Raw genomic sequence first — 548 nt, 5'->3', positions numbered from 1 at the left:
ATCGAATAGTCATCACCTCGCCTCCATCCTCTCACCTCATAGAGGTCGCCCTCAAAGCCTTGATCGAGGAACAAGTTTATCTGAGCTGATGTATCTCCTGTCGCTACCGGCGCGTCATCAGAACCAACAATTGTGATAACAATCCGTTGGGATTTTCCGTCCGTCGCTTTAACAGTGAATGTATCTTCTACCTTCTGGCCTTCAGCCAGAGCCTGAACCAGAGTGCTGTTATTGTTCAGGGTATATGTCCATCGATCCTCATTAAGGTTATACCAAGCACCGTCTTCGAGTAAGAATGTGCCATAAGTACCATCCACACTCTCGTATACCAACGAAGGAGAATCTGTAGAGTCAGGATCTGACACTGAGATCTTCCCTGTCACGGTCGATGATTCGCCGGGATCACGCTCAGTGACTTGACCTGAAAAATCACCAGATATGACCGAGTTGCTTGCCAGGAATGCATCAATCGCATCTTGAGACCCGCCGATAGTAATAACAATATCTGTCGTCGTTACACCATCAGACGCCGTCACTTCAATGACATC

Annotated in this window: 1 protein-coding gene; it reads right to left on the bottom strand. The window is 47.6% G+C overall.

Annotation, left to right across the window (positions count from 1 at the left end):
• Positions 1-548: VCBS domain-containing protein (locus D515_RS24915; RefSeq protein ID WP_039850776.1), on the bottom strand; the 548-nt coding region annotated here is incomplete at both ends.

This window comes from Grimontia indica, from assembly GCF_000333895.2.
In the GTDB taxonomy this organism is placed as follows: Bacteria; Pseudomonadota; Gammaproteobacteria; order Enterobacterales; family Vibrionaceae; genus Enterovibrio; species Enterovibrio indicus.
This window is presented reverse-complemented; position numbering and strand designations above follow the sequence as displayed.